This window comes from Hydrotalea lipotrueae (assembly GCF_019249625.1).
Classification (GTDB): Bacteria; Bacteroidota; Bacteroidia; order Chitinophagales; family Chitinophagaceae; genus Hydrotalea; species Hydrotalea flava.
On sequence record NZ_JAESDL010000014.1, the window covers coordinates 23,118 to 46,842 of the forward strand.

The 23,725-nt window shown below is 37.2% G+C and carries 26 protein-coding genes; 17 read left to right on the forward strand and 9 right to left on the reverse strand.

The features are described 5' to 3' along the window. Positions 1-37 precede the first annotated feature (37 nt). The 4 genes from ccsA (at position 38) to JK139_RS09440 (ending at position 4,050) form a co-directional block, all read left to right on the forward strand. Complete coding sequence (gene ccsA, locus JK139_RS09425) at positions 38-715, forward strand: cytochrome c biogenesis protein CcsA (RefSeq protein ID WP_081301279.1); 678 nt, start codon at positions 38-40, stop codon at positions 713-715. After that, positions 715-930, forward strand: coding sequence for a CcmD family protein (locus tag JK139_RS09430; protein WP_074419936.1), 216 nt, complete (start codon positions 715-717; stop codon positions 928-930). Before ccsA ends, JK139_RS09430 begins: the two co-directional genes overlap by 1 nt. 102 nt (positions 931-1,032) lie before the next feature. Continuing rightward, entirely contained in the window at positions 1,033-2,451 is a 1,419-nt protein-coding gene (locus tag JK139_RS09435) for a Glu/Leu/Phe/Val family dehydrogenase (protein ID WP_074419937.1), read from the forward strand. Between the two features lie 120 nt (positions 2,452-2,571). Further along, positions 2,572-4,050, forward strand: coding sequence for a hypothetical protein (locus tag JK139_RS09440; RefSeq protein ID WP_218331162.1), 1,479 nt, complete (start codon positions 2,572-2,574; stop codon positions 4,048-4,050). Here JK139_RS09440 and JK139_RS09445 read toward each other — a convergent pair. Next, positions 4,041-4,472, reverse strand: a complete 432-nt coding sequence (locus JK139_RS09445; protein WP_074419939.1) for a type I restriction enzyme HsdR N-terminal domain-containing protein — start codon at positions 4,470-4,472, stop codon at positions 4,041-4,043. The genes JK139_RS09440 and JK139_RS09445 overlap by 10 nt on opposite strands. A 224-nt stretch (positions 4,473-4,696) precedes the next feature. On the opposite strand from JK139_RS09445, the gene JK139_RS09450 reads away from it, so the two are divergent. Continuing rightward, positions 4,697-5,467 (forward strand): AMP nucleosidase, encoded by a 771-nt coding sequence (locus JK139_RS09450; protein WP_074419940.1) that lies wholly within the window; start codon positions 4,697-4,699, stop codon positions 5,465-5,467. Here JK139_RS09450 and JK139_RS09455 read toward each other — a convergent pair. Both JK139_RS09455 and JK139_RS09460 read right to left on the reverse strand, forming a co-directional pair. Continuing rightward, positions 5,464-6,120, reverse strand: a complete 657-nt coding sequence (locus tag JK139_RS09455; RefSeq protein WP_074419941.1) for a heme exporter protein CcmB — start codon at positions 6,118-6,120, stop codon at positions 5,464-5,466. The two genes, JK139_RS09450 and JK139_RS09455, sit on opposite strands and share 4 nt — an antisense overlap. Beyond that, a complete protein-coding gene (locus tag JK139_RS09460) occupies positions 6,120-6,689 on the reverse strand; it encodes a thymidine kinase (protein WP_074419963.1) in 570 nt (189 codons plus the stop codon). The genes JK139_RS09455 and JK139_RS09460 overlap by 1 nt, the downstream gene beginning before the upstream one ends. A 74-nt stretch (positions 6,690-6,763) precedes the next feature. On the opposite strand from JK139_RS09460, the gene JK139_RS09465 reads away from it, so the two are divergent. After that, positions 6,764-7,396, forward strand: coding sequence for a hypothetical protein (locus tag JK139_RS09465; RefSeq protein WP_074419942.1), 633 nt, complete (start codon positions 6,764-6,766; stop codon positions 7,394-7,396). On the opposite strand, the gene JK139_RS09470 is transcribed toward JK139_RS09465, so the two are convergent. Next, positions 7,369-8,628 carry a 3-deoxy-D-manno-octulosonic acid transferase gene (locus JK139_RS09470; RefSeq protein WP_074419943.1) on the reverse strand — a complete coding sequence of 420 codons (1,260 nt, stop codon included), beginning with the start codon at positions 8,626-8,628 and terminating at the stop codon, positions 7,369-7,371. The two genes, JK139_RS09465 and JK139_RS09470, sit on opposite strands and share 28 nt — an antisense overlap. A gap of 118 nt (positions 8,629-8,746) precedes the next feature. Here JK139_RS09470 and JK139_RS09475 point away from each other — a divergent pair, with 118 nt between their 5' ends. The 7 genes from JK139_RS09475 to JK139_RS09505 all read left to right on the forward strand — a co-directional run bounded on the left by JK139_RS09475 (position 8,747) and on the right by JK139_RS09505 (position 15,438). Continuing rightward, positions 8,747-9,877, forward strand: a complete 1,131-nt coding sequence (locus tag JK139_RS09475) for a DegT/DnrJ/EryC1/StrS family aminotransferase (protein WP_218331163.1) — start codon at positions 8,747-8,749, stop codon at positions 9,875-9,877. Positions 9,878-9,880: 3 nt separating this feature from the next. After that, a complete protein-coding gene (locus tag JK139_RS09480; protein WP_074419945.1) occupies positions 9,881-11,182 on the forward strand; it encodes a UDP-glucose dehydrogenase family protein in 1,302 nt (433 codons plus the stop codon). A 10-nt stretch (positions 11,183-11,192) separates the two neighbouring features. Further along, positions 11,193-12,173, forward strand: a complete 981-nt coding sequence (locus tag JK139_RS09485; RefSeq protein WP_074419946.1) for a UDP-glucuronic acid decarboxylase family protein — start codon at positions 11,193-11,195, stop codon at positions 12,171-12,173. 21 nt (positions 12,174-12,194) lie between these two features. Continuing rightward, the gene (locus JK139_RS09490; RefSeq protein ID WP_074419947.1) at positions 12,195-13,469 is read left to right on the forward strand and encodes a nucleotide sugar dehydrogenase; all 1,275 of its coding nucleotides are present in this window, start codon (positions 12,195-12,197) and stop codon (positions 13,467-13,469) included. Positions 13,470-13,478: 9 nt separating this feature from the next. Then, the gene (rfbD, locus tag JK139_RS09495; protein ID WP_218331164.1) at positions 13,479-14,372 is read left to right on the forward strand and encodes a dTDP-4-dehydrorhamnose reductase; all 894 of its coding nucleotides are present in this window, start codon (positions 13,479-13,481) and stop codon (positions 14,370-14,372) included. A 97-nt stretch (positions 14,373-14,469) separates the two neighbouring features. Continuing rightward, positions 14,470-14,934, forward strand: a complete 465-nt coding sequence (locus tag JK139_RS09500) for a redoxin domain-containing protein (RefSeq protein WP_074419949.1) — start codon at positions 14,470-14,472, stop codon at positions 14,932-14,934. Between the two features lie 156 nt (positions 14,935-15,090). Further along, positions 15,091-15,438, forward strand: coding sequence for a T9SS type A sorting domain-containing protein (locus JK139_RS09505; RefSeq protein WP_074421153.1), 348 nt, complete (start codon positions 15,091-15,093; stop codon positions 15,436-15,438). Between the two features lie 7 nt (positions 15,439-15,445). Here JK139_RS09505 and JK139_RS09510 read toward each other — a convergent pair whose 3' ends face one another. Then, positions 15,446-16,621 (reverse strand): class I SAM-dependent rRNA methyltransferase, encoded by a 1,176-nt coding sequence (locus JK139_RS09510; protein ID WP_074419951.1) that lies wholly within the window; start codon positions 16,619-16,621, stop codon positions 15,446-15,448. 92 nt (positions 16,622-16,713) lie between these two features. Here JK139_RS09510 and JK139_RS09515 point away from each other — a divergent pair, with 92 nt between their 5' ends. Then, positions 16,714-17,274 (forward strand): nucleotide exchange factor GrpE, encoded by a 561-nt coding sequence (locus JK139_RS09515; RefSeq protein ID WP_074419952.1) that lies wholly within the window; start codon positions 16,714-16,716, stop codon positions 17,272-17,274. A 41-nt stretch (positions 17,275-17,315) separates the two neighbouring features. Further along, positions 17,316-18,476 carry a molecular chaperone DnaJ gene (gene dnaJ / locus JK139_RS09520; RefSeq protein ID WP_218331165.1) on the forward strand — a complete coding sequence of 387 codons (1,161 nt, stop codon included), beginning with the start codon at positions 17,316-17,318 and terminating at the stop codon, positions 18,474-18,476. Positions 18,477-18,597: 121 nt separating this feature from the next. On the opposite strand, the gene rfaE2 is transcribed toward dnaJ, so the two are convergent. Genes rfaE2 through panC form a run of 4 tightly spaced genes read right to left on the reverse strand, consistent with a single transcriptional unit; the run spans position 18,598 to position 21,436 of the window. Then, positions 18,598-19,092 carry a D-glycero-beta-D-manno-heptose 1-phosphate adenylyltransferase gene (gene rfaE2 / locus JK139_RS09525; protein WP_218331166.1) on the reverse strand — a complete coding sequence of 165 codons (495 nt, stop codon included), beginning with the start codon at positions 19,090-19,092 and terminating at the stop codon, positions 18,598-18,600. A gap of 31 nt (positions 19,093-19,123) precedes the next feature. After that, a complete protein-coding gene (locus JK139_RS09530; RefSeq protein WP_218331167.1) occupies positions 19,124-20,146 on the reverse strand; it encodes a lysylphosphatidylglycerol synthase transmembrane domain-containing protein in 1,023 nt (340 codons plus the stop codon). Positions 20,147-20,186: 40 nt separating this feature from the next. After that, positions 20,187-20,531, reverse strand: coding sequence for an aspartate 1-decarboxylase (gene panD, locus JK139_RS09535; protein ID WP_068246547.1), 345 nt, complete (start codon positions 20,529-20,531; stop codon positions 20,187-20,189). Between the two features lie 50 nt (positions 20,532-20,581). Next, a complete protein-coding gene (gene panC / locus JK139_RS09540) occupies positions 20,582-21,436 on the reverse strand; it encodes a pantoate--beta-alanine ligase (RefSeq protein WP_218331168.1) in 855 nt (284 codons plus the stop codon). Positions 21,437-21,541: 105 nt separating this feature from the next. Here panC and JK139_RS09545 point away from each other — a divergent pair, with 105 nt between their 5' ends. Beyond that, entirely contained in the window at positions 21,542-22,354 is an 813-nt protein-coding gene (locus tag JK139_RS09545; RefSeq protein ID WP_074419955.1) for a glycogen/starch synthase, read from the forward strand. A 95-nt stretch (positions 22,355-22,449) separates the two neighbouring features. Then, complete coding sequence (gene metK, locus JK139_RS09550; RefSeq protein ID WP_218331169.1) at positions 22,450-23,703, forward strand: methionine adenosyltransferase; 1,254 nt, start codon at positions 22,450-22,452, stop codon at positions 23,701-23,703. Positions 23,704-23,725 lie beyond the last annotated feature (22 nt).

Genomic DNA, 23,725 nt, shown 5'->3' on the forward strand with positions numbered 1-23,725 from the left:
TTGCGAAACTAAAGTTTTGGTACAGCCTATTTTTGTTATGATAAAATCAGCCTGGTGGAAGATATTGAGTTTCTTGTTATTAATGTACACCTGTTTTATGGGGTTTTTAGTAAGAGTGCCTACGCCACCCGGTGTTCCTTTACAACAAAGCATCCGTAATTTATTTTTTCATGTGCCCATGTGGTTTGGGATGAATATTTTATTCCTGGTATCCTTTATATATGCCATAAAATATTTACGTAATCCGCTTAAAAAGTATGATACCTATTCATTAGAATATGCCCGTACCGGAATAGTTTTTGGCATTCTGGGCTTAGTTACAGGTGCCATTTGGGCCAAATACCAATGGGGTGCTGCCTGGAGTGGCGATGCCAAACAAAATGGGGCCGCTATTGCTTTACTCATTTATTTGGCTTATTTTGTTTTAAGAGGTTCGTTGAATGATGATGAGAAAAAAGCCAGGGTAGGTGGTGTTTATAATATATTTGCATTTTTTATGTTATACCCCTCTATCTGGATATTACCCAGATTAGTAGAAAGTTTGCATCCGGGTGGATTGGGTAGTGACGGCAACCCGGCATTGAATGGGAATGATTTAGACGCTTCCATGCGTTTGGTGTTTTGGCCCGCTGTTATTGGCTGGTCACTTTTAGGTGTTTGGATAACCACCTTGCGTATTCGGTTACAATTTATTAAAGAAAAAGCCATAGCATAATGATAAAAAAAATAAAATTTTGGATGATGGCAGTATGCTTATTCTTATTGAATAATGTACTGGTGGCACAAACCAATACACCAGATGATGGTAGCATCATGAAAAGTAATGGAAAAATTTATGTAGTAATGGCAGTGGTAGTGGTAATTGTGCTGGGCTTATTCATTTATCTGATTGCATTAGACCGTCAAATCAGGCGCATTGAAAAAAAGTAGAACATCCTATTTCTACCACTTCATTATTAAAAATACACACAATTTTATCTTCACTAGCATAAACGATTTACTACGATACATAATATTTAAAAACGATTGATTATGTCAAATGAACAGTACAGCTTTTTTCATAACGTAGAACGCAGTTTTGATAAAGCAGCAGAATTTACCAAATGGGATAAAGGTTTGTTAGAACAAATCAAAGCCTGTAACAGCGTGTATAGAATGCGTTTTCCTGTTAAAATGGATGACGGCAGGATAGAAGTAATTGAAGCCTATCGGGTACAACACAGTCAGCACAAATCACCCTGTAAAGGGGGTATTCGCTTCAGTGAAGCAGTTGATCAGGACGAGGTAATGGCTTTGGCCAGTTTAATGACTTATAAATGCGCCATTGTAAATGTGCCTTTTGGTGGGGCCAAAGGTGGAATTAAAATTAATCCCAGAAATTACAGCACTTATGAGTTAGAAAAAATTACCCGCCGTTATACCAGTGAATTGGTAAAGAAAAATTTTATTGGTCCCGGCATAGATGTTCCGGCACCTGATTATGGAACAGGAGAAAGAGAGATGGCCTGGATTGTAGATACCTATGCTTCATTAAAACCCGGCGAAATTGATGCTGCCGGTTGTGTTACCGGAAAACCCGTATCGCAGGGTGGGGTTCGGGGCAGAAAAGAAGCCACCGGATTGGGGGTATTTTATGGTGTTCGCGAAGTATGCAATATGGCCGGCAGAATGAAAAAATTAGGTCTTACTCCCGGTGTTGAAGGAAAGCGAGTAGTAGTGCAGGGTTTGGGTAATGTGGGCTATCACTCTGCAAAATTTTTCAGAGAGCATGGTTCAATCGTTATTGCCATTGCTGAATATGAAGGTGCTATATTTAACCCCAACGGTTTGAATGAGGAAGCGGTATTTCAGCATCGAAAATCAACCGGTTCAATTTTAAATTTTCCCGGTGCAACAAATATTGTAAAAAGTACTGATGCATTGGAGTTAGAATGTGATATTTTGATACCTGCAGCATTGGAGAATGTAATTAATGGCAATAATGCAGACCGCATCAAAGCAAAAATTATTGGAGAAGCTGCCAACGGTCCATTAACACCTGAAGCCGATGCTATTTTAAACAAAAAAGGCACTTTAATTGTGCCCGATATGTACTTAAATGCCGGTGGAGTAACAGTGTCTTATTTTGAATGGCTTAAAAACCTTTCACATGTGCGTTATGGCCGTTTGGAAAAAAGGTTTACTGAAAATATGAATAGCCATATTTTAACGCAAATGGAAGGACTAACCGGGAAAAAAGTTTCTGATGCTGAAAGAAAATTCATTATGCATGGGGCTGAAGAAGTAGATTTAGTGCATAGCGGATTGGAAGAAACCATGATTACTGCTACACAGGAAATTATTGAGATTTGGGATAAAAATTCTGAAATTCCTGATATGCGTACTGCAGCATATGTTTGTGCTATTAATAAAGTAGCTATTTCATATAATGAATTGGGAATTTTCCCATAATCTGCTTCATGTACAATGCTGAATAATATTGCCGTTGCTTTTGCAACGGCTTTTTTTCGGTGTACAAAAATTGATGATACCAAATGAATTCATTAATTTAACTGTTGATTCATTGATGATATGAGAAACCTTATTGCTATATTCCTGCTCATTCCTGTTTGCATTGAAGCACAACCGCCCAAATGGATCAATAATATTTTAAGTAATGAGGTGATTAAAATTCCCGTTTATCAGATAGATGCAGTCAGTACTTCTGTTTTGTATTTACCCATGCCTTTTGCCAAATCTGATTTTGTTGATACTGCCGGTGTCTTTCATTTACAACATGCAGATATTTTATCGGTTGATTTGGTATTTACTGATTATCCTGCAGTCAAAACATTAACATCACTCAATGGTGCCCGGTTCAAATCATTGCTACAACTTATTCCCTTTATTCATGATCAATCTTTTACACAATGGAGAATGATTCGCCAAACCAATGGAAAGGATGCCATCACTTCAGAACAATTGATGCACGGATTCGTAATTCATTATCGTTCCTTTCCTACACTTGCCTCGATTCAAAAAGAATTAACCCTGGTAAAACAAACAGCAACTGCACTCCGGCAATTATCATATCATCCGGTTCTGCAAACTGCTTCCAATGCACCTGAACCGGCTAAAAAAATCAGGTATTGGGATGTAATTTATGGTTCATCAGCATCCACCGCATCTGTATTCTATATCAAAAATAGGCCGGTATTGCAAATTGCTGATACTGTTTTTACTTCAATTGTACCATCCGATTCAATTGTGCAAATGCCTTTTAAGGCTGCCATGCAAAAAAGAATGCTTACCCGGCAACAACAACAAAAGTTTCAAAAAGCAACACAATTGTATTGTTTATTAGGTGCACCACGTGAATGGCCGGATGATCAACCGCATCAATCAGTTGTAATCGCCAAGCCATTACCGTTACCAGACATAACATTATTACATAACCTGCGGCAACAAACATTCAAACAGGCATTATTGGTGGTAGATGTTACGGCCAGTATGTCGTTGTATACGGTACAACTGTTACATTGGTTGCAACAAACAGATACGCTGCATTCCATTAAACAGTTTTCCTGTTTTAATGATGGAGATGATATGCCTACAGAGCAAAAGGTAATGGGGCATACCGGCGGTATTTATATAACGCCATACACCAATATTAAAAATGCTGCTGCATTGATGGAAACTGCCATGCAAAAGGGTTCCGGGGGTGATACGCCCGAAAATGTTTGTGAGGCGCTCATTCAATCTATAGCGCGTTGTGCAGATTGTAAAGAAGTTGTTTTAATAGCTGATAACTGGGCGCCGGTAAGAGATATTGAACTGGTACAAGAAATAAAAAAGCCGGTACACATTATGATTTGCGGTGGTACAATTGGCGTGCATCCTGATTATGTAACCATTGCCTATAAAACCGGTGGAAGTTTGCATTTCACTGATAAAACAATTTCAGATTTTAGTGCGTTGCAAAATGGGGGGGAGCTGCTGATCCGTTCTTTGCCATTCCGGATAGATAAAAATGGCCGGGTTATGGTTAGTATCCACAGCCGTCATGAATGATATTCGGGTAAATCGTCAAGGGCTTTTCCATTCATGGTATCCCAACAAAAACTTTGGTTCCCATTTGTTATTACCAGATAATCGGTTTTTAATATTTGTTGGTATGATAAAATCTGGTCAATAATAGAAGTGGATAAGGATACCTTCATCTCCTTACATTCTATCAGCATCCAGGGCACCTTGTTTTTATAAATGGCAATATCAAATCTTTTCTTTTTATCGCTTATCCGTATTTCCTGTTCAACTGCAATCAACGATGCAGGATATTTTTTTTCTTTTACCAGATAATTTAAAAAATTTTGTCGTACCCATTCTTCCGGCGTTAAGGTTACCCAGCTTTTTCTGATTGTATCAAAAATAAAAGCTTTTTCGCCTTGTTCTTTAATACTAAAATCCGGTTTGGGGTACTGTATTTGAATCATGATTTGAAGTTGGTTTTTGCCATCTCAATTTTTTTGAAATAGTTTGTAAATATACGTTTTGATATTTTTTTAATGGAAGCATGCAGAATTTAAGCAAAAAATGGCTACATTTACCGGTTAAACTATTGGGAAATATTGAAATAAATCAATTACCTGTTGTTTTGAAAATTAGAATGATGTAACGATTGTGTATTTAAATAATATACATTATATATTAAGAAATTATGAAAACAAAATCTGAAATTGTAAAAAACTGGTTACCCCGTTATACCGGCGAAAAATTAGAAAACTTTGGGGAATATATATTGCTCACCAATTTCAATAATTATGTTGAAAAATTTGCAGAATGGAATAAGGTAAATGTAGTGGGAAGAGATCGTTCTTTTCAATGTGCAACAGCGAATGATATTACGATTATTAATTTTGGGATGGGGAGCCCGGGTGCAGCCACGATTATGGATTTACTTTCAGCCATTGAACCCAAAGCAGTATTGTTTTTAGGAAAATGTGGTGGCTTAAAAAAACGTAATAAAATTGGTGATTTAATTTTACCCATTGCTGCCCTTCGCGGCGAAGGTACTTCTAACGATTATTTTCCACCTGAAGTGCCTGCACTGCCGGCATTTGCTTTGCAAAAAGCTATTTCAACCACCATTCGCGATAATAAAGTTGATTATTGGACAGGAACTGTTTACACTACCAACAGACGGGTTTGGGAACATGACGATGATTTTAAGGCCTACCTTACCAAGGTTCGTGCTTATGCCATTGATATGGAAACAGCAACAATATTTACTGTTGGTTTTTATAACCATATACCTACAGGTGCATTATTACTGGTAAGCGATTCTCCTATGATTCCTGAAGGGGTAAAAACAGAAGCAAGTGATAAAAAAGTAACCAGCAAATTTGTAGACCGTCATCTTAAAATTGGTATTGATTCACTTTTACAACTTAAAAATAACGGATTAACGGTAAGGCACTTGCGTTTTTAATCTTTCCATAAAAAAGGAAACAATATAAAGGCCAGTATGGCCACCATTGCATCGAGGCCAATCATTAAACCCACCATTTGCCAGAGGCCACCCTGAACAACAGAGGAAAAGCCAATGGATGCAATTTTGATGAGTAGCAATAGCTGCGGTATAATGAGTGGAAACCCCATGATAGCCATCAATGCAGCCTGTTGTTCTGCTTTAGCAGCAATGGCAGCTAAAAATGTAAATACCAAACTAAGGCTAAGCCCGCCTAACATACTAATACCCACAAAGGCGGTCATGTTTTTAAGTGGATTACCCAATAGCAAGGTAAATACAGCCAAACTAACAAGGCTCATCAATAACATGAGTATGGCATTGAACACCAGTTTTGCGATCATAAAATCGCCGGCACCTGCAATTGAATAAAAATACAACATTCTACCCCTGCTTTCAGCTAAAAAACTTTTGGCTACAGCATTAATGCATATAAATAATTGCACTACCCAAAATAAAGCATTCCAAACCCGATCTTCCGGTTGCCCCATACTTAAATACACTACAAAAATAGTAGAAGCCACATACAGTAAAATACCGTAGAAGGTATATTGCTGTCGGGTTTCGAGCAATATATCTTTTTTAATTAGGGCAATAATGTGCTGCTTGTTCATCAGGGCTTAATTTGATGGCATTTCCTGCATCTGGGTTCATAAATATCTTTTTCGCCCAATAAAACCTGGCCAGACTGTTCTGTTTTTCTATGCGATATGTTCGCGATATTGCCACATACTACACAAATGGCATGTAGTTTGGTAATGTAATCTGCTCGTGCTAACAAATTGGGCATTTGTCCAAATGGGTTGCCTAAATAATCCATATCTAATCCTGCAATAATAACGCGTATACCCCTTAAAGCCAATTTTTCACATACATCACCAATTTCATCATCAAAAAATTGCGCTTCGTCAATACCAACTACGTCAACATCCTGTGCCAAAAGTAGTATAGTTTGTGAATTTTCTATAGGAGTGGAAGCAATGGCATTGGCATCATGACTTACCACATCATTATCATCATATCTGGTATCAATTGCAGGTTTAAAAATTTCAACTTTCAAATTAGCAATTCTGGCTCTTTTCAATCTTCTAATCAGTTCTTCTGTTTTTCCGCTAAACATACTGCCGCATATCACTTCAATCCAACCAATTTTATCGCCTTTGATGTGTGGTTCTATAAACATTTTTTTAAAAGGGTTAATTGGTAAAAGCTTATTAACTTTAGCCGTATTTTCAAACATCAAATGTATTACATCCTATGGAAAGAGTGGATACTCTTATCAACAAATTAAATGAGCAATGGGCAAAAAAAGAGTCATCGGCTGCTTTATTAGCCACTGTTCAATTGTTGCTGGCAGCCTTGCAGCAGGATCATCATCATGCGCCTGTGGGTAATCATGTATCGGTGGTGATGCCATTTCATTTTCCTGCTTCTGGTTCAGAACAGGCTATGCCCATTCCGGAAAAGAAAATTTTAGAGGATAATAAGGATACATCGAATACCTACATAGCAAATCTATTCCAAAAGCCAACATTCATTCCGCATCCTAACAAACCCGCCTCCGAATTTAAGGAAGGAATGGAAGGCGATAAAAGCCTGAACGAAAAATTAAAAACAGAAAAGAAAGAATTAGCAGCCACCTTACAGGAAGCACCCATAAAAGATTTACACAAAGCCATTGGCATTAACGATCGCTATCTTTTTGTGAATGAATTGTTTCATGGAGATGAAACCATGTTTGAAAGGAGTATTAAAACCATTAATGGTTTTGCATCTTTTCCGGAAGCTTCATTTTGGATGGAAAAAGAACTAAAACTGAAATTAGGCTGGCAGGATGAGAATGAAACAATTGCCACTTTTTATCAATTGGTTAAAAGAAGATTTTCCTGAATATATTTTATAATACCTCTGGTTGAACCAGCATGCTGTTGTACATAATTTCCGGAAATTTTACAGGCATTTGAATATAGCTCCGCTTCATTCAATAATTTTTTAAATTCTTGTTCAAGCATCAAAGCATCATCTATGCTAAAGGCTCCACCTAATTCAACCAAGGCTGTTGCTTCAAAAAATTTATCGTAAACGGGGCCAAAAACAACAGGTTTGCCATAAACGGCGGCTTCTAAAATATTATGTACCCCATCTTCCCCAAATCCACCTCCTACATAGCATATAGTGGCGTATCGGTACAATCGGCTTAACATACCAATATTATCAATGATTAAAGCGTTGCATCCTGAAAAATCGATACCTGCATGTAAACCGGAGTAGCAAATATTATTTTTATATAGTGCTTTGCATTCGGCAATTCTATCTTCATCAATTTCATGTGGGGCAATAATAAAGCATAACTCAGGATGGGAATTGGCAAAATGATCTAAGGCTTCATCGTCTTCTGTCCATGTACTGCCAGCAACAATAACCTGCCTGTTTTGAATAAATTGTTCAATCAATGCATTTTGATAAGACTCAAGGGCAATATTAATAACACGGTCAAATCTGGTATCTCCGGCAACAGTGGTTTTATTGTCCAATCCAATAGAAGCAAGTAGTTTTTTTGAATCCTGATTTTGAACAAACAGATGTTGAAAGCAATGTAGCATGTTTCGATGCAGGCCTCCATACCATTTAAAAAATGGCTGGTTGCCTCTGAAAATGCCTGATACCAAAATGGCAGGGATATTTTTATTTTTGATAGCAGTTAAATAATAATACCAAAATTCATATTTAACAAATACTACCAAAGCAGGCATTGTTATGGTCAGCCATTGCTCAGCATGGGCAGCACTATCCATTGGTAAATAAAACATCCAATCAGCAATGGCATCATTCTTTTTTGCTTCATAACCCGAAGGAGAAAAAAAAGTAACCAGAATTTTATAAGCAGGAAATTGGGTTTTTATCTGTTCCATTAATGGCCTTCCCTGTTCAAATTCGCCTAATGAGGCGCAATGAAACCAAACAGTGGGTGAAGTATTGTTTTGTAAAGCATCTGAAACCTGATCAAAAATATTTTTTCTGCCGGTTAACCACAAAGCAGCCTTTTTATTGCCACGTTGAATGAGCCTGGCAATAACCACATACAATTTTAAAAAAAGGTTATAAAAAAAAAGTTGCCACATAATTGTTGGTACAAATAAACGCTTTTAAACCATTTAATGTACAAGTTATGGCATGAAATATGTAAAACTGTTTTCAATTATAATTTTGTTTTACTTTTGCCGCACTTAAATTGAGCCCATGAAACCAATTCAAATGGTGGATACCAAAACCCAGTATCTTAAAATTAAAGATGCTATACAAGAAGGAATTCAGGAAGTGTTAGAGAGTGCTGCATATATTAATGGGCCTGCTGTTCAAAGGTTTACCCATTCTTTAAATACCTATATGGGGTCCAAACACACCATTCCTTGCGCTAATGGTACCGATGCATTACAAATTGCTTTAATGGCATTGGGTTTACAACCCGGCGATGAAATAATTACTCCCTCTTTTACCTATATTGCAACTACTGAAGTGGTGGCTTTATTGCGTTTAAAGCCGGTGTTTGTTGATGTGGATCCTGTTACATTTTGTATTGACCCCAATGTTATTGAAAAATCCATTACTCCAAAAACCAAAGCAATTGTGCCGGTGCATTTATACGGACAGGCGGCGAATATGGAAGCAATTATGGCCATTGCAGAAGCACACCATTTATTTGTTGTGGAAGATAATGCGCAGGCCATTGGTTGTAACTATACCTTCTCAAATGGTACAACTGTAAAAACAGGAACCATTGGCCATATTGGATGTACCTCTTTTTATCCCAGTAAAAATTTAGGTGCTTATGGTGATGGGGGTGCTATGTTTACCAACGATGACACATTGGCGGACAAACTGCGAATAATTGCTAATCATGGTCAAAAGGTTAGGTATTATCATGATGTGGTAGGATGTAATTCCAGATTAGATGCCATACAGGCCGCTATTTTAGATGTTAAATTAAAACACCTGGATGAATATATTGCCGCACGTAATCAGGCTGCTGCTTTTTATAACCAGGCATTTGCCAACCATGCAAATATTACTGTGCCGGGTATTGCATCGTATTCAAACCATGTTTATCATCAATATACGCTGGTATTGAATAATGCTGACAGAGATGCTTTGAATGCCTATTTGGCTGAACAAAAAATTCCTTCCATGATCTATTATCCTGTACCCGGCCATAAACAAAAAATGTTCAGCACATTTGGTTTGCCGGAAGTGCAGTTGCCTGTTACTGACTGGCTTACCGAACGGGTAATTTCACTGCCCATGCATACAGAATTAGATGCAGAACAATTAGGATATATTACCACGCATGTTTTAAATTTTTTAAATAAATAATATATGAAGATAGCAGTTGTTGGTACCGGATATGTTGGATTAGTTTCCGGAACCTGTTTTGCTGAAACCGGAAATCATGTTACTTGTATTGATATAGATGCCAAAAAGGTGCAAAAATTAGCTGCCGGCACCATTACCATTTATGAGCCGGGTTTAGAAAAAATTTTCATCAGAAACTTAAATGAAAAGCGGTTAGATTTTACTACCCATCTTGCCGAAGGCATAAAAGATGCACAAATCATTTTTCTGGCATTGCCTACCCCGCCGGGGGAAGATGGTTCTGCTGACTTAAAATATATTTTAGGGGTTGCAGACCAGTTAGGAAAATTATTAAACGGTTATAAAGTAATAGTTGATAAAAGTACCGTTCCGGTTGGAACGGCCGATAAAGTAAAAGCAGCCATTGCCGCAAATTTTAAGGGTGAATTTGATGTGGTAAGTAATCCTGAATTTTTAAGAGAAGGTGTTGCTGTAGATGATTTTATGAAACCAGACAGGGTAGTGATTGGTACTACTTCTGAAAGAGCCAGAAAAATAATGGGTGAATTGTATGCTCCGTATGTGCGGCAAGGTAATCCCGTTATATTTATGGATGAAAAAAGTGCAGAGCTCACAAAATATGCTGCCAATTCTTTTTTGGCAACCAAAATATCATTCATGAATGAAATTGCACAACTCTGCGAAAAGTTAGGAGCAGATGTGGATATGGTACGCAGGGGTATTGGTAGTGACGAACGCATTGGAAAACGATTTTTATTTCCTGGTATTGGTTATGGTGGCAGTTGCTTTCCAAAAGATGTGCAGGCCTTAATTAAATCTGCCGAACAAGTGCAATACGATTTTAAAATTTTAAAAGCAGTTGAAACAGTAAATGAAAACCAAAAATTGCACCTGCTTCCTAAAATAAAAAATTATTTTTCAGGTAAACTGACAGGTAAGCATTTTGCATTGTGGGGTTTAGCTTTTAAACCGAATACAGATGATATTCGTGAAGCACCTGCTTTGTATATCATTCAGGTATTATTAGCCGAAGGTGCTACCATTACAGCTTTTGATCCGGAAGCAATGCACAATGTGCAACAGCAAATTGGCGATCGTATTCACTATGCAAAAGATCAGTATGAAGCCCTGCAAAATGCAGATGCATTAATTATTGCTACTGAGTGGAATGAATTCAGAACACCCGATTTTGACGAAATGGTAAAAAGAATGAATCAGAAAACTATATTTGATGGCAGAAATTTATTTGAAGTAAAAATCATGCAGGATAAAGGTTTTTATTACGAAAGTATTGGCCGTCCATAAAAACAATTACATGGAAAAAAAACGCATTCTCATTACCGGAGCAGCCGGATTTTTAGGCTCGCATTTATGCGACAGATTTATAAAAGAAGGCTATGATGTTATTGGTATGGATAACCTGATTACAGGCGATCTGCGCAATATTGAGCACCTGTTTAAACTGCCCGAATTTGAATTTTATCATCACGATATATCTAAATTTATACATGTACCCGGTAAGCTGGATTATATTCTTCACTTTGCCTCTCCGGCCAGCCCCATCGATTATTTGAAAATACCCATTCAAACTTTAAAAGTTGGCTCATTGGGAACGCATAATTGTTTGGGTTTGGCAAAAGAAAAGAAAGCAAGAATGCTCATTGCTTCTACTTCAGAAGTATACGGCGACCCATTAGTGCACCCTCAAAATGAATCGTACTGGGGAAATGTGAATCCAATCGGTCCTCGTGGTGTATATGATGAAGCCAAAAGATTTCAGGAAGCCATTACCATGGCATACCATACCTATCATGGATTAGAAACCCGTATTGTTCGTATTTTCAATACGTATGGCCCTCGTATGCGTTTAAATGATGGCCGGGCATTACCCGCTTTCATTGGTCAGGCTTTGCGTGGGGAAGATTTAACCGTATTTGGTGACGGAAGCCAGACTCGCTCTTTTTGTTACGTAGATGATTTAATTGAAGGAATTTACAGATTGTTGTTAAGTGATTATCCTTATCCGGTAAACATTGGCAATCCCAATGAAATCAGTTTAAAAGATTTTGCAGAAGAAGTATTGAAATTAACCGGCGCCGCTGTAAAAATAGTGTACAAACCCTTACCTGTAGATGATCCAAAGCAAAGGCAACCCGATATTACAAAAGCAAAAGAAATTTTAGGATGGCAACCCACTATTGACAGAGCAGAGGGCTTGAAGCGCACTTATAATTATTTTAAATCTTTACCACATGAAGAATTATTTAAGCAGCCAAAAGAATTTGTTCAGCATTAAATTGTATTCAACAAAAAAATTATGCAGCAAAAAGAGAAAGTAGCTATTATTGGCTTAGGCTATGTGGGGCTTTCTCTTGCATTGGCATTTGCCAAAAAAAGAGCAGTAATAGGCTTTGATATTAATGCTGATAAAATTCAATTACTGCAAAATAAGATTGATCCAAATCAGGAATTTGATGCAGATGCTTTCAATGATATTGATATTCAATTTACAGATCAGCTAAAAGATATTGCCGGTGCTGATTATTATATTGTTGCAGTACCTACTCCTGTAAATGGAGAACGGATTCCTAATTTAACAGCATTGCTCAATGCCTGTAAAAGTGTGGGAACCGTTATTACTCCCGGTAATATTGTTATTTTCGAATCCACCGTTTATCCCGGTTGTACCGAGGAAGATTGTATTCCTTTGATTGAACAGGTAAGTGGCTTAAAAGCGGGTACTGATTTTTTTTATGGATACTCTCCCGAACGAATTAATCCAGGTGATGCGCAACATACCCTGGAGCAAGTGATAAAAGTAGTAGCAGGGTGTAATGAATACGCCACTTCAAAAGTTGCTGCATTATATGGCGAAGTAGTGCAGGCAGGTATTCACATTGTACCGAATATTCAAACCGCAGAAGCCGCCAAAATAATAGAGAATACCCAACGCGATTTGAATATTGGATTGATGAATGAATTGTCGATGATTTTTGATAAAATGCAGTTAGATACCAAAGCCGTACTGGCTGCTGCAGCCACAAAATGGAATTTTATGCCATTTTCACCGGGGTTAGTGGGCGGTCATTGTATTGGTGTTGATCCCTATTACCTTACTTATAAAGCAGCCAGATTAGGCTATAATTCCCAAATTATTACTGCTGCAAGAATGATTAATGATGGAATGGGAAAATATGTTGCCGATAAAATTATACAACACTTAATTGTAGCTGTTGATGTGGTGAAAAGTGCGAAGGTGTTGGTGATGGGTGCTACTTTTAAAGAAAATGTATCAGATATCAGAAATGCCAAAATTGCTGATGTGGTATTTGCATTACAGCAATTGAATATACAGGTGCATGTAACAGACCCCAGAGCCAGTCACAATGCCCTGATGCAGGAATATGGATTTGGATTAACAACATCGGTTGAGAAAGATTATGATGTGGTTATTGTGGCTGTGCCACATAAAGAATATCTATTATTAACTGATGATTATTTTAGTTCTATTACACAACCACATGCATTGATTGTAGATATCAAAGGAATTTATTCAAACAAAATTTATTCCAGAAAATATTGGTCACTTTAATTTACGTTCATGTATTTACCAGTTGTACTTGTTACCGGAAAAAATGGTCAGTTAGGCAGTGAACTGCAACAACTTGCTGTTCAGTATAAAGCGCTGTTTCAGTTTATTTTTACAGATAAATCTACATTGGATATCACCAATCCTGATCTCGTTTACCATTTTTTTGAGCAACACAGGCCTCAGTTTTGCATTAACTGCGCCGCCTATACAGCTGTAGATAAAGCAGAAACTGAACAACAACAGGCCTATGCCATTAATGCAGAAGCTGTGAATACATTAGCCAAAGCCTGCGCTGCAACGAATGCTGGTTTCATTAGTTTTTCAACTGATTATGTTTTCGATGGCACACAAAATAAACCCTATAAGCCGGATGATGCTACGCAACCTGTTAACTATTATGGTTATTCAAAATACATGGGTGAACAACTGGCGCTTAAAAATTGTGAAAAATCAATCATTATTCGAACATCGTGGGTTTATAGCAGGTATGGCAATAATTTTGTAAAAACTATGTTGCGTTTAATGAAAGAACGAACTGAAATTAACGTGGTAAACGATCAATATGGCTGCCCAACCTATGCTGCGGATCTTGCAAAAGCTGTATTGGATATTTTGCAACCATTAAGCAATGCATCTTTCAATTATTTCCCATCCGGAATTTATCATTATGCCAATGAAGGTGCTATTTCATGGTTTCAATTTGCACAGGCTATACAGCAATTAACCCAATTGCCCTGTACTTTACATCCCATTCCATCATCTGCGTATCCAACTGCGGCAAAGCGGCCAATGTATAGTGTATTGAACATAAAAAAAATATTGTATGTGTTTCATCTGCAACAGACTAACTGGCGGCAGAGTTTACAAAGTTGTTTAACTGCAATGAAAGCTATGCAACAATAATATGCATATTGCCATAATATTTATATGTTATGGAACAATTTCAAAATTTTCTTGTTATAACTTCAGTTCATTCTAAACATTAAAAAATATAAATTTTATGCAATTACAAAAAGGAATGCAGGCACCTGATTTTGCGCTTTATGATACTGATAGAAATCAGGTAACATTAAGTTCATTGAAAGGCAAAAAAGTAATCTTGTTATTTTTTCCAATGGCTTTTACCGGTGTTTGTACCAAAGAATTATGTGCAGTTAGAGATGGTATGGCAGTTTATAATAATTCAGATGCAGTAGTATTGGGCATTTCAGTAGATTCTCCTTTTACTTTAGCAAAATTTAAAGAAGCAGAAGGCCTGAATTTTCAATTGTTGAGCGATTTCAATAAAGAAGTTTCAACGGCTTATGGTGCAATATATGACTCATTTATTGGATGGATGAAAGGTGTTAGTAAAAGAGCAGCATTTTTAATTGATGCCAATAGCACTATTCAATATGCAGAAGTTTTAGAAAATGCCGGCGATTTGCCTAATTTTGAAGCCATTCAACACATACTGGCAGCATAAATGTAGCCATTTTAAAAAGGGATTGTTTCGTTAACAATCCCTTATTTTTTCTACAAACCTGCTTCATATAATTGTACAGTTGTTGTAGTAATTACCAAAATGGTTCTCTTGTTCACCGGTATGCAGTAACTTAGCTAAGCAATTAAGTGTTGATTGATGACAAAACTTTGCTTTACAATTTTATTGTTTTTTACATGTTTTGCGGGCAATGCACATCCTGAAAAACCTGTTTTCCCTGATAATTTTGATCAGGTAAAATTGGTAACTGTCTACCCCAATCCTGCTACTTCATTCATTAATTTTGAATTTGAAGGAAATCAGAATTATAAAAATTATACTTTATATATATTCAGCTTTATTGGCAAAAAAATGAATGATTATTTGGTGGATGGTACCAAAATTACTGTTCCGCTGGATGATTATTACCGCGGCATGTATGTGTATCAGTTACGCAATCAAAACGGCATCATTGTTCAATCCGGGCGCTTTCAGGTAGTAAAATAATATTGCGCTATTGGTCTTGAACTTCTACAATTAAAAATTTCAGGTATTCCGTATTGTCTAATCCCCGGATGATTGGATGGTCATTGGATTGTGTTTGAAACAAAACCTGTCGTATTCTTTTTCTTGCATCCTTTGCAGCCATTTCAATGGTGGTTAAGAATTGCTGTGGTGTTATTAAATTGGTACAACTGGAGGTAACCAAAAAACCGCCGTTTTCTACTAATTTTATGCCGCGTAAATTAATTTCCTTGTATCCGTTTAATGCATTTTGAATATTGCTCCTGCTTTTGGTAAATGCAGGCGGGTCTAACATTACTACATCATATTTCTGTTCTTCTTTGGCCCATTGTTTCAGCACATCAAATGCATTGGCTACTTCAAACCGGCAAATGTTTTCTAATCCGTTTAAAGCCGCATTTTTATTGGCTTGCTGCACTGCCTGTTCGCTACTATCAATTCCTTTTACTTTTTTGGCACCAAAATGTGCAGCATGAATTTCGAATGTGCCGATATAAGTAAAAGCGCCTAAAACATTTGCATTTTTTACAATGGGTTCAATTGCATTCCGGTTGTGTTGCTGGTCTAAAAAATAACCGGTTTTTTGTCCGTTTTCTATATCCACATAAAATTGTAACCCGTTTTCATTCAATAGAATATTGGTGGGAAATGCAGCCGATAAAAACCCTTTTTGCTGTGGTAAACCCTCCAGTTCCCTTACTGGCACGTCATTGCGTTCATAAATTCCTTTAGGATGAAATATTTGTTCCAACGCAGCTATAATGGCAGGTTTCCATCGGTCAATACCCAATGCCAATGTTTGAATAACAAAATAAGCATTAAACTTATCAATAATCAGAGCGGGCAAACCATCGGCCTCACCAAAAACCAACCGGCAATTTTCCCGGTAGCCTAATTTTTGCCGGTATTGCCAGGCCAACATTATTCTATTGTAAAAAAAGTCTTCATCTATTTTTTCCTTTTTTCTTGTTAACAGCCGAACCGTGATCTGCGATTTTGGATTGTAATAGCCAATTCCAATCAATTTTTTATCATTGCTGTATACTTCAACCAAATCGCCTGGTGTAATGTGTTCGGGAATAGGTTGTAATTCATTCCCAAATATCCATGGATGGCCACCGGCAATTCGGGGATTCATTTTTTTGTTTAAAAAAACCTTTGTCATTTTGCAAAAATAAGCGCAACACCTGCCAATTTTACTGATTCAGGCTTATTGGCAAAAAAATTGCCTTTCTTTAATCACTTCAAATATAAACTATGCAAGGAAAAGACAAACACCAAAAACACCTTACTGAGAGTGATTTATCATTAAATACTGACGAAAATGCAGCCGGGTCTGCCCATTTAAAAGAACCCGTGGCAGAACAGGGGGAAATAGAAAAATTAGAAGCCGAAATACAGGAACAAAAGGATAAATATTTACGTTTATTGGCTGAATTCGAAAATTTTAAGCGTAGAACAGCGAAAGAACGTTTGGAATTGCAACAAACAGCCGGAAAAGAAGTGATTGTATCTTTATTGGATGTATTGGATGATTGTGACAGGGCCGAGAAACAATTGAACAGCACAGATGATATTGCCCTGCAAAAAGAAGGTATTCAATTAGTTTTTAATAAACTAAGAAATGTGCTGCAAAACAAGGGGTTAAAAGTAATGGACAGCATGCAAACTGATTTTGATATTGAAAAACATGAGGCTATTACCGAAATTCCTGCTCCGAATGAAAGTTTAAAAGGTAAAGTATTAGATGAGGTACAAAAAGGTTATTATTTGAATGATAAACTGATACGTTTTGCGAAAGTAATTGTTGGAAAATAATATGTAGTGTCTACTAACCACAATCACAAGAAAAATTCTATATGCCAAAAAGAGATTATTACGAAATCCTAAGTGTTTCTAAAACTGCTACTGCTGAAGAAATAAAAAAGTCGTACCGCAAAGTAGCAATGCAATACCATCCGGACAGAAATCCTGGCGATAAAGCGGCGGAAGAAAAGTTTAAAGAAGCAGCAGAAGCCTATGAAGTGTTAAGTGATCCGGATAAACGTGCCCGCTACGACCGTTATGGCCATCAGGCTTTTGGCCCGGGAAGCAGTGGTTTTGGTGGTGCCCAAAATATGGAAGATATCTTTAGCCATTTTGGCGATATATTTGGAGATGATGTATTTGGCAGTTTTTTTGGCGGCGGAGGTTCCAGACGCGGTAACAGTGGCAGAAGACCAACCGGACAAAGAGGTAGTAATCTTCGGATAAAAATTAAACTAACTTTTGAAGAAATTGCCAAAGGAGTTAATAAACAGGTAAAAGTAAAAAAATACATTGTTTGTTCTACCTGTGGAGGCAATGGTGCAAAAGATAAAAACAGCATACAAACCTGTGGTACTTGTGGTGGCTCCGGACAGGTGCGGAAGGTTACCAATACTTTTTTAGGACAAATGCAAACAGTAACCACCTGCCCTACCTGTAATGGTGAGGGTAGTGCTGTCACCAATAAGTGTACTGCCTGTAAAGGTGAGGGAAGAGTATATGGCGAAGAAACCATTTCAATTGATGTACCTGCCGGCGTGCAGGAAGGTATGCAATTGAGCATGAGTGGAAAGGGCAATGCAGGAGAACGAGGAGGTATGCCTGGCGATTTACTCATTCAGATTGAAGAAGAAGCTCATTCCGATTTACAACGTGATGGGTTAAATGTAGCATTCGATTTGCATATTTCTATTCCGGAAGCCGTTTTTGGTACACAGGTAGAAGTACCTACTATTGATGGAAAAGCTAAAATTAAGATACCGCCCGGTACACAAAGCGGGAAAATATTTCGTTTAAAAGGGAAAGGCTTCCCCGAAGTACAGGGTTATGCTAAAGGTGATCAATTGATTCATGTTAATATCTGGACACCTCAAACAGTTTCGGCGGAAGAAAAGGAAATTTTGGAAAAATTAAGCCATAGCCCCAATTTTAAACCGCAGCCCGGTAAAAATGATAAATCATTTTTTGAAAGAGTAAAAGAAGCATTTCAATAAACTCAAAAGCCCCGAAAGGGGCTTTGGTTTTATAGGTATAATACTGAAAAATAGTTGGTAAAATCGTCTGTAATTCAATACAGAGTTGAGTTATAAGGAAGTTTGGTGAAAATATTTTCGACTAACCAAGTTGCCTTATTTTTTGAAGAATGCCAGTGGTAGAAAAACCTTCAATTATCGGATTAATGACTACACGACCATGATTGGCTAAAACTTCTTTTGCGCCTACAATAGTTTCAATTGTATAATCTCCACCCTTTACCAATACATCCGGTTCCAGTGATTTAATTAATTCTAACGGGGTATCTTCCTCAAAAATAACTACAGCATCCACCATTAATAAAGAGGCAAGTAATAGTGCACGGCTATGTTCATGGTTAATTGGGCGCTCTGCACCTTTTAAGCGTTTGGTACTGGCATCACTATTTACACCCACTATCAAAAAATCTGCTTCTTCAGCAGCTTTCGATAGTGAGGCAATATGCCCTTCATGTAAAATATCAAAACAGCCATTGGTAAAAGCAACCGTTTTATTGCGCATTTTCCAGCCTGTTCTAATGGCTTTAAGGGTTGCTAAAGGCATTATTTTTTGTTGAATAGCTTGTGTGTACCGCATACATTTCCTATATAAAAATTCATTCAATTTGTTATGAAGCCTGTGATGTTGGCACCATTCTTTTTTTATTATACCAGGGTAATAATCCCAAACAAACAAATCCCCAAATTAATATAATAATAAATTGTGCAAACCATTGTAATGTTCCATTGGCATAACCAATTCCAAAAGCTATTCCGTTTTTTTCTAAAACCATTGCCATTAAATAAGCATAGGCTCCAATGCCGCCGGGTGTTACAATCATACCAATACTTGCAAAAGCTAATGCAGAAAAAGCTACAGGAATGGCTAAACCGTTGGTACCAACGGTAGCATAAAAACCAACCCAGGTGCCCAACAAGTATAATAACCAAATGCCAAAAGAATAAAAAATGAATAAGCCTTTTTGCTCAATATCTTTAATACTGCTTAATCCTTCCCAAATGCCACGAATAATTTTTTTTAATTGAATTACCAGTTTTAAATGCGCAAAACGGTTAAACCAATGCCTGATGATTACAATGATAATCAGCAAAATACCCATTGCAATGGCCATTTTCCGCACCGAAATTCCTCCCGATTTTGATTGAAAGGTTTCTTTGAATAACTGGATGGCATAGTCGCCTATAATTTCATATTGGGTTAGCAGCGCCAGCAGGAAAACAATTCCAAGCGATAGTACATCAAACGCCCTTTCGGCTACAATAGTGCCAACTAATTTTTCGGCGGGTACTTTTTCATAGCGTGCCAGCAATGTACACTTTAATACTTCGCCCAGTCGGGGTACGGCCAAATTTGCCAGATAACCTATCATTACAGCAAAATAAGTATTGATGACAGATGGTTTATAGCCCATGGGTTGCATCAATATTTTCCAGCGCAGCGCTCTGAGAATATGGCTTAATGTAAGTATGAAAAATACCGGAATGAATAGTATATATTTTGCATGGGTTAAAGCGCCAGTAAACTCTCCCCACTGATTAGCAGGTATTTGATGAAGACTCCACCAAACCAAAAATATACCCAGCCCCAGGAAAAAAAGATATTTTACAAATACTTTCAGTTTTCTTTTCATGCAGGAAAATTCTACTGCAATTTACAGAAGCCTGTGTTAATTATAATTTATTTCCCGGTTTTGGAAAAACTACAATTGGTTTAAAAGTTTTGGCAGCGTCAAAATCCATGTGTGCATATGACATGATTACAATAATATCTCCAACAGCAGCTTTTCTAGCAGCCGGCCCGTTTAAACAGACCACGCCTGAACCTCGTTGCCCTTTAATTAAATAGGTTTCTAAACGTTCACCATTATTTACGTTCACCACCTGTATTTTCTCATTTTCAATCATATTGGCAGCATCCATTAAATCTTCATCTAAGGTTAAACTGCCAACATAATTCAAATTTGCCTCGGTAATTACCGCACGGTGAACTTTTGATTTTAATATTTCTATCAGCATAATGGGCGCAAATGTAAAAGATGATAGGATTATAACAAGTTTCCTTTTATTTAGTTAATCATCAAATTGTCAATTAACCGAACGTCTTGTATATATGCGGCTGCCAGTACAATGGTTCGGTTGGCAGGTTTCGTGGTTGATATTGGGGCAAGTGTAGTAGCATCTGCTATGCTAATGTAATCAACTTTTTCAAACCCAGCTTTCAACAGCATTTGGGTTGCCTGTTCCACTAATTCAGCTATTGTAAATTGTTGTATATTAGACTGAATAAATACAAGGCTTTGGTACAGAGCAGCTGCTTTTATCAAATTTTCTGCCGAAAGCCGCCTGTTTCTGGAACTCATGGCCAGTCCGCTTTGTTCACGAATAGTGGGTTGCAGGTGCAATTGTATTTTCAAAAATGCCGGGTTTAATTGTAATAAACGATTTATTACTATGCATTGTTGGTAATCTTTACTTCCCATGTACAGTTGATGCGGCTGAATAATGGTTAATAACCGGTCAACTATTTGACAAACGCCCTGAAAATGGCCTGGACGGTACTTGCCTTCTAAAATGGTTTCTAAGGTTCCTAAAGGGTATGGGGTAATCAGCTTTGGCCCATTGGGGTACATTTCTGAAACTGAAGGCAAAAACAAAACATCACACTGGTGGGTTATTAATAAAGCAATATCGGCTTCAATTGAAATGGGGTATTTTTCAAAATCTTCCGGATTATTGAATTGCGTTGGGTTTACAAAAATGCTGCAAATAGTAAAATTGTTGGCTTGTTTGGCTGCTTCAACCAGCGCAATATGGCCCTTATGCAAAGCCCCCATAGTGGGCACAAACCCAATTGAGGCATTGGCCTTTTTCTGAGATTGAATCATCTCCTGCAGTGCTATAATACTTTTACAAATGACCATATTTTGCCGATATTATTTTCTATAAATATGCTTTTATCACCTATTTGGTGTATTTTAATTAACTTTGCACCCTTATTTTTCGCCTCACTTAAATTGGCTTAGTAGATGTCAAAGAAAAGAATTTTATTTATTGCAACCGAAATGTCGCCTTATTTAGAGTTGACAGAGTTTGCAGAAATTGTAAACAAACTTGCAATAAAGAGCAATGACAGTGGTTTAGAAGTGCGTTGTATTATGCCCCGTTTTGGTGTTATTAATGAACGTCGGCATCGATTACATGAAGTAGTGCGTTTATCGGGAATTAATGTTTCGATTGATGATGATGATTATCCGCTTCAAATTAAGGTAGCTTCTTTACCGAATGCCCGCTTACAGGTTTATTTTTTAGAAAATGAAGATTTCTTTAAACGCAAACAAATTTTTCATGATGATGAAGAAAACTGGTTTGATGATAATGGCTTAAGAAGTATCTTTTTTTGTAAAGGAGCACTTGAAACGGTAAAAAAATTTGGCTGGCCTCCCGATATTATTCATTGCAGCGGCTGGATGACTGGTTTGGTGCCTGCCTATATTAAAACTGCCTACAAACGTGAGGCTGTGTTTAGTAACAGTAAGGTTGTTTTTACCGTAGGGCAAAATACATTTCAGGAAAAATTAAGTGCCGATTTTGTGAAGAAAGCAGTGATTAATGCCAATATTAAAGAGAAAGATTTAGAACTTTTTAAAGACGCTACCAACACTTCTCTTTTCAAAGGTGGTGCGCATTTTGCAGATGCCGTTACAATTGGTGATGATCAATTAGAGAAAAAACTAATGGACGATATCACAAAACTGAAAGGCAAAACCATTGTTCCTTTTAAAGGATGGGATTCTGATTTAACTGAGTATATAGAACTCTATCAGGAATTGTCTAAATAACCGTTGATCAAAAATTATACAGTTGTCTTAGCAACCCATTTATCATTATAACAATACTATTATCTTTGCTTACATTTCAATAAAAACAAATATTCATGTCTTATTTATTTACCTCCGAAAGTGTTTCTGAAGGCCATCCTGATAAAGTTGCCGACCAGATTTCTGATGCATTAATCGATAATTTTCTTGCATTTGATCCACAATCAAAAGTAGCTTGCGAAACTTTGGTAACTACAGGTCAGGTAGTATTGGCAGGTGAAGTTCGTTCGAAAGCTTATTTAGATGTTCAGGAAATTGCACGTGGTGTAATTCGCAAAATTGGATATACCAAAAGTGAATATATGTTTGAAGCACACTCTTGTGGTGTTTTATCTGCCATTCACGAACAATCACCTGATATTAATCAGGGTGTTGACCGTAAGAAAAAAGAAGAACAGGGTGCCGGCGATCAGGGCATGATGTTCGGGTATGCTACCAATGAAACGGATGATTACATGCCACTTACATTAGATTTGGCACAAAAAATATTGATTGAGCTGGCTGCCTTGCGTAGAGAAAACAAACAAATTAAATACCTGCGTCCCGATGCAAAAAGTCAGGTAACATTAGAGTATGATGACAATAATAAACCTGTTAGAATTGATACCATTGTAGTTTCTACACAACACGATGATTTTGATACAGAAGAAAAAATGCAGGCTAAAATCAGGAAAGATATTATTGAAATATTAATTCCGAGAGTAAAATCGAAATATAAGAAGTATGCCAAATTATTCAACAACCAGGTAACATACCATATTAATCCCACCGGAAAATTTGTAATTGGCGGCCCTCATGGCGATACCGGTTTAACCGGAAGAAAAATTATTGTAGATACTTATGGCGGTAAAGGCGCACATGGTGGCGGTGCATTTAGCGGAAAAGATCCTTCTAAAGTAGACCGGTCAGCCGCCTATGCTACCCGTCATATTGCAAAAAATTTAGTAGCTGCAGGTGTTGCCGATGAAATTCTGGTACAGGTTTCTTATGCCATTGGTGTTGCACAACCCACCTCCATTTATGTAAATACATACGGCACAGCTAAAGTGAACATGAGTGATGCTGAAATCAGTAAAATTGTTACTGAAATTTTTGATATGCGTCCTTATTTTATTGAACAACGTTTAAAATTGCGTAATCCAATTTATAGTGAAACGGCAGCATATGGACACATGGGCCGCAAAAATGAAGTGGTAACTAAAGAGTTTAAAACACCCGATGGTAAAGTAAAAAAAGTAAAAGTTGAATTGTTTACCTGGGAAAAATTAGATTATGTTCCAAAAGTGAAAAAAGCTTTTGACATTAAATAGCTGTAAGTTAATTTTTTATTGA

Bases quoted from the DNA above. Each gene is read 5' to 3' on its own strand.
- ccsA (WP_081301279.1), top strand. From the start codon at position 38: ATGATAAAATCAGCCTGGTGGAAGATATTGAGTTTCTTGTTATTAATG.
- JK139_RS09430 (WP_074419936.1), top strand. From the start codon at position 715: ATGATAAAAAAAATAAAATTTTGGATGATGGCAGTATGCTTATTCTTA.
- JK139_RS09435 (WP_074419937.1), top strand. From the start codon at position 1,033: ATGTCAAATGAACAGTACAGCTTTTTTCATAACGTAGAACGCAGTTTT.
- JK139_RS09440 (WP_218331162.1), top strand. From the start codon at position 2,572: ATGAGAAACCTTATTGCTATATTCCTGCTCATTCCTGTTTGCATTGAA.
- JK139_RS09445 (WP_074419939.1), bottom strand. From the start codon at position 4,472: ATGATTCAAATACAGTACCCCAAACCGGATTTTAGTATTAAAGAACAA.
- JK139_RS09450 (WP_074419940.1), top strand. From the start codon at position 4,697: ATGAAAACAAAATCTGAAATTGTAAAAAACTGGTTACCCCGTTATACC.
- JK139_RS09455 (WP_074419941.1), bottom strand. From the start codon at position 6,120: ATGAACAAGCAGCACATTATTGCCCTAATTAAAAAAGATATATTGCTC.
- JK139_RS09460 (WP_074419963.1), bottom strand. From the start codon at position 6,689: ATGTTTATAGAACCACACATCAAAGGCGATAAAATTGGTTGGATTGAA.
- JK139_RS09465 (WP_074419942.1), top strand. From the start codon at position 6,764: ATGGAAAGAGTGGATACTCTTATCAACAAATTAAATGAGCAATGGGCA.
- JK139_RS09470 (WP_074419943.1), bottom strand. From the start codon at position 8,628: ATGTGGCAACTTTTTTTTTATAACCTTTTTTTAAAATTGTATGTGGTT.
- JK139_RS09475 (WP_218331163.1), top strand. From the start codon at position 8,747: ATGAAACCAATTCAAATGGTGGATACCAAAACCCAGTATCTTAAAATT.
- JK139_RS09480 (WP_074419945.1), top strand. From the start codon at position 9,881: ATGAAGATAGCAGTTGTTGGTACCGGATATGTTGGATTAGTTTCCGGA.
- JK139_RS09485 (WP_074419946.1), top strand. From the start codon at position 11,193: ATGGAAAAAAAACGCATTCTCATTACCGGAGCAGCCGGATTTTTAGGC.
- JK139_RS09490 (WP_074419947.1), top strand. From the start codon at position 12,195: ATGCAGCAAAAAGAGAAAGTAGCTATTATTGGCTTAGGCTATGTGGGG.
- rfbD (WP_218331164.1), top strand. From the start codon at position 13,479: ATGTATTTACCAGTTGTACTTGTTACCGGAAAAAATGGTCAGTTAGGC.
- JK139_RS09500 (WP_074419949.1), top strand. From the start codon at position 14,470: ATGCAATTACAAAAAGGAATGCAGGCACCTGATTTTGCGCTTTATGAT.
- JK139_RS09505 (WP_074421153.1), top strand. From the start codon at position 15,091: ATGACAAAACTTTGCTTTACAATTTTATTGTTTTTTACATGTTTTGCG.
- JK139_RS09510 (WP_074419951.1), bottom strand. From the start codon at position 16,621: ATGACAAAGGTTTTTTTAAACAAAAAAATGAATCCCCGAATTGCCGGT.
- JK139_RS09515 (WP_074419952.1), top strand. From the start codon at position 16,714: ATGCAAGGAAAAGACAAACACCAAAAACACCTTACTGAGAGTGATTTA.
- dnaJ (WP_218331165.1), top strand. From the start codon at position 17,316: ATGCCAAAAAGAGATTATTACGAAATCCTAAGTGTTTCTAAAACTGCT.
- rfaE2 (WP_218331166.1), bottom strand. From the start codon at position 19,092: ATGCGGTACACACAAGCTATTCAACAAAAAATAATGCCTTTAGCAACC.
- JK139_RS09530 (WP_218331167.1), bottom strand. From the start codon at position 20,146: ATGAAAAGAAAACTGAAAGTATTTGTAAAATATCTTTTTTTCCTGGGG.
- panD (WP_068246547.1), bottom strand. From the start codon at position 20,531: ATGCTGATAGAAATATTAAAATCAAAAGTTCACCGTGCGGTAATTACC.
- panC (WP_218331168.1), bottom strand. From the start codon at position 21,436: ATGGTCATTTGTAAAAGTATTATAGCACTGCAGGAGATGATTCAATCT.
- JK139_RS09545 (WP_074419955.1), top strand. From the start codon at position 21,542: ATGTCAAAGAAAAGAATTTTATTTATTGCAACCGAAATGTCGCCTTAT.
- metK (WP_218331169.1), top strand. From the start codon at position 22,450: ATGTCTTATTTATTTACCTCCGAAAGTGTTTCTGAAGGCCATCCTGAT.